Origin of the sequence: Moorena sp. SIO4A5 (genome assembly GCF_010672005.1) — a bacterium.
GTDB lineage: Bacteria > Cyanobacteriota > Cyanobacteriia > Cyanobacteriales > Coleofasciculaceae > Moorena.
The window spans coordinates 1-3,780 of the sequence record NZ_JAAHHZ010000466.1 but is presented as its reverse complement, the minus strand read 5'-3'; the positions used below and the strand labels follow the sequence as shown (position 1 = coordinate 3,780).

Below are 3,780 nucleotides of genomic sequence, written 5' to 3'. Positions count from 1 at the left end.
TTCAAAAATGAATTCTTTGCAGCCGTTGAGCGATTAGCCACAGCAAAAGGCATTTGGATAGATATTACAACGTTTTTTGTTTTCGCCAGGAAATCGGTAACATTTTCTATTATTAAATAATCCCTATATCTATAGCAAGTATTATACCCATGAGGTACAAATCTCTGGGTTTTAGGGAGCAGGGAGCAGGGAGCAGTGAAGAGGGAAAAAATAATGTGTACCTCATAGCCATGATAAACGCTATAAGCTAATGGGCTACGCGAACAGCGATTAGCGCTACGCGCACGCTACGCGAACAGTTATCAGTTACCAGCTAATGCGTTACGCGCACGCTACGCGAACAGTTAATGGGGCGGCTACTTAAGGCTTGCTGAATAAAATATGCTGACTGCTGACTGCTGACTGCTGACTTCAGCTATCAGCTATCAGCTAATGTGAATGCTACTTGAGTTCCGAACAGCTTGTGAATAAAATCTGCTGACTGCTGACTGCTGACTGCTGACTGCTGACTGCTGACTGCTGACTGCTTACCTTACGTTTTTAGAGGTTAAACGTTGCACTATTGCTATTATTTATTTTTCTGTTTGTTCTTCCTCCACCACTGGCATTGATTCTGTAGGATCTTCTGCTGAGTAGCCTGAAAATTTAGCCAATTGCTCTAAGGACAGCATACCTGGGTAAAACCGACCATTAATTTCCCAAGTTGGAAAGCCTCTGATCTTCGCTTCAATACAGAGGTTAGTTTGGGAGATTTCAGCCCTTGGGTCACATTCAATATAATTAATCTGCTTAAATGCCTCACCAAACATTTGCTTCTGCTTTGTGCAATAGGGACACCAGTAAGCCCCATACATTTTAGCACCAATTTTGTTCAAATGACCAGATAAAGAGGTGGCTGAAGGGGTAACTGGGAGTTCAGGAGCAGGGGATTCTAGGGTTACTTTTGTAGGGGTAGAGGGTGAGGGTTCTCCTAAAGAGGATTCGGCAGCTACTGTCAGTAGGGCAAGACTAGAAATCACCCAGACAGTCTTATTTAAACTACGAATAAATATCCATGGGAGTTTAATGCTAGATTTGGCGTTCATAGTTTGTAGAGGATATATTGGAATTATCCAGGGAATTAATCACTTCTTTACCGTTTTAACCTGATCTTGTCGGAAACTACCAAATCTTTATTAACGGGACGTGGTGCATCTTAATCCATGCAATTAGGGAAAAATGCCCCCGAAAATTACCACACTTTAAACACTTTCCACACTTTAAACACTTTCCACCCTCTCCGTGCCCGGGCTCCACACTTACCTTCTTTTTTACAAATATGAGATGCACCCAACGGAATCTAAGCTCTCTACTTTGTTTGCTTACCAGGCTCCCAGCCCATTAGCTGGCAAGCTAACCATGCCCACATACGGCTTTGCATAACTATCAGGTACACAGGATTGTTTTCCTTCTTCCCACTTCCCACTTCCGACTTCCCATATCCGCTGCTCCCTGCTCCGAAGTCCCTGCTCCCTGCTCCCTAAAAACCCATAACGAAAGTACCTAACAGCAATTGCAAACCGCTGTAGCGTTGTATTTGGGTTGTGAACACAGGAATTGCAGAAAAAGGCTTGCATACAAAAGGCAAAAGCCAAGAGGGGTAAAGAGCTCCGGAGTTTTATTGTCCAATAAAAAAACACCATTAATATTTACATCTAATTTATAAACCCTATAGTGCTTAAGTTTAATACTTACTTTTCTGGAATTCACCTCAGAATCAGTGAATTATCTAATAACTGATCATTATTCTTTTTCATCAACAAGCAACTATGGTAAAACGCTTTCTTACCAAAGACATGCTCGACTTTGAGGCTCCAGATCAAGTCAAGGAAGTTATCCAACCTCAAGGGCGTCCACCAGAAACAGATCCTACTTTAGGTATCCGTCCGGAATTAAGTATTGAAGTTAACCAAAAGCCAGGCACTCCCCGACATCGACTAGTCACTATTGGTGATTCCCTAAGCCATGGCGTCCAGAATGGAGCAATTTTTAACACTGACCTATCCTATCCCATGATGATTGCTCAAGAAATGGGTTGGGAAGAACACCTGCGCCGTCCCAGCCAATATGGTGAATTGGGTGGATTGCCCCTGAATCTGGAGTATTTAGTTCGGCGCTTAGAGGGACAGTTTGGTGACCAGATCGACTGGTGGGAATTAGCACCAGCCCTGTTTTCAATCCAGCAATATATGGACGACTTAGAAGATTATTGGGAACGGGGTCCCGGTTGGCAAGGGGGCGTTGGTTCTACTGTTGCTATGCACAAAGGAATTAACCACAACCTCGCTATTTATGGGTGGAATATCACAGATATTATTTCTAACGACGCAGATACTCTCAGAAAAACAATCGAGGCACCAACGGATGATCTATTGCGGCAAATTGTTGAGAATGGCAACGAACATGCGGCATTAAGGGTTTTGGACTCGGCGCGGGATTCAGAGGGTAAAGCACTTACCCCAGTCCAAGCTGCGGTCGCACTAGGGCAAGAAGGAAGTCTAGAAAACGGTGAGGGAGATGGTATTGAAACCCTGATGGTCATGATTGGGGCGAATAATGCCATGGGCACCGTTGCTCAACTGCAGGTCAGATGGAGTTGCGATCGCGATTCAAATTCACCACAGTCCAATCAGCCACCTACGATCTGGTGTCCGGAAGATTTCAAAGCTGAATGTGATCAAGTAGTTGAGCAAATCAAGCAAATTAAAGCTCGCCATGTCATTTTGGCTACAGTTCCCCATGTCACCATTGCCCCCATTGGTCGTGGAGTAGGAGATAAGATCGCTACTGGCTCGCGATACTTCCCCTACTACACCCGTCCTTGGATTAGCGACAAAGATTTCGACCCCAACCGTGACCCGCACATTACCGGACAACAAGCCCGAGCAATTGATAGCGTCATTGACCAGTACAACGACTATATTGCTGATGCTGTACGTCAGGCTCGAAAAGAAGGTCGAGATTGGTATTTATTTGAATTAGGAGGATTACTAGATTGCTTAGCTTATCGACGTTATATTGAAGACTCCGACGCCCGACCAGATTGGTGGACTCCCTATCAGCTGCCACCGGAACTAGAAGCGCTTTCACCAGTACCGGATACTCGCTTTTTTAGATCCGATGCCACCGGTCGCACCAGCGGTGGTTTCTTCACCCTAGATGGCATTCATCCCACTACTATTGGCTACGGTATCGTTGCTCAAGAAGTGATCAATATTATGCAGCAACAAGCTGGTGTCAAGTTTTATCGCAAAGACGGTTCCACAGAGCGTCATGATCCAGTCAAGATCAATTTCCAGCGCCTGATTGCTCTAGATACCCTGATTTCCGACCCACCGAAATCTTTATCGAGTAGTCTGAAATGGCTGGATTGGCTCGATCAGAATTTGCAGATTTTCCAGCGCTTACTAAGAAAGGGGAATTGAAGAATTAAGAATTTAGAATGAAGAATTTAGAATGAAGAATGAAGAATTGAGAATGCAGAAATTTTCAATTCTAAAGCCCAAATTCTAAATTCTGGCCTGCTCTGTTAGGGCTAACCATCTTAAATACGGGAAGGGGACTCCCGTTATAAACGTTAGTTTTAGCGGGTTTAAAGTTACCGTAAGATAGGGTCGCCTTGTCTTGATGCAGTCGCTCATGGGGGAAACCACGGCAGTCGCTCATGGGGGAGACCCCCAAGACCGCGCTGCCTCCCCAAGACCGCGCTGCATCGCTATTAACAAAGATTTAACCATGCAA

The 3,780-nt window shown here is 44.7% G+C and carries 3 protein-coding genes; 2 read left to right on the top strand and 1 reads right to left on the bottom strand.

Going from position 1 to position 3,780, the window contains the following annotated elements:
- Positions 1–572: 572 nt before the first annotated feature.
- Positions 573–1,085, bottom strand: a complete 513-nt coding sequence (locus F6K57_RS39335) for a hypothetical protein (RefSeq protein WP_075897315.1) — start codon at positions 1,083–1,085, stop codon at positions 573–575.
- Between the two features lie 329 nt (positions 1,086–1,414).
- On the opposite strand from F6K57_RS39335, the gene F6K57_RS39330 reads away from it, so the two are divergent.
- Together F6K57_RS39330 and F6K57_RS39325 are read left to right on the top strand one after the other, a co-directional pair.
- Positions 1,415–1,546 carry a hypothetical protein gene (locus tag F6K57_RS39330; RefSeq protein ID WP_293059063.1) on the top strand — a complete coding sequence of 44 codons (132 nt, stop codon included), beginning with the start codon at positions 1,415–1,417 and terminating at the stop codon, positions 1,544–1,546.
- A gap of 262 nt (positions 1,547–1,808) precedes the next feature.
- On the top strand, positions 1,809–3,464 hold the full coding sequence (locus F6K57_RS39325) for a hypothetical protein (protein WP_293059060.1): 1,656 nt from the start codon (positions 1,809–1,811) through the stop codon (positions 3,462–3,464).
- Positions 3,465–3,780: the final 316 nt, after the last annotated feature.

Coding starts and splice junctions, on each gene's coding strand:
- F6K57_RS39335 (WP_075897315.1), bottom strand. CDS start 1,085: ATGAACGCCAAATCTAGCATTAAACTCCCATGGATATTTATTCGTAGT.
- F6K57_RS39325 (WP_293059060.1), top strand. CDS start 1,809: ATGGTAAAACGCTTTCTTACCAAAGACATGCTCGACTTTGAGGCTCCA.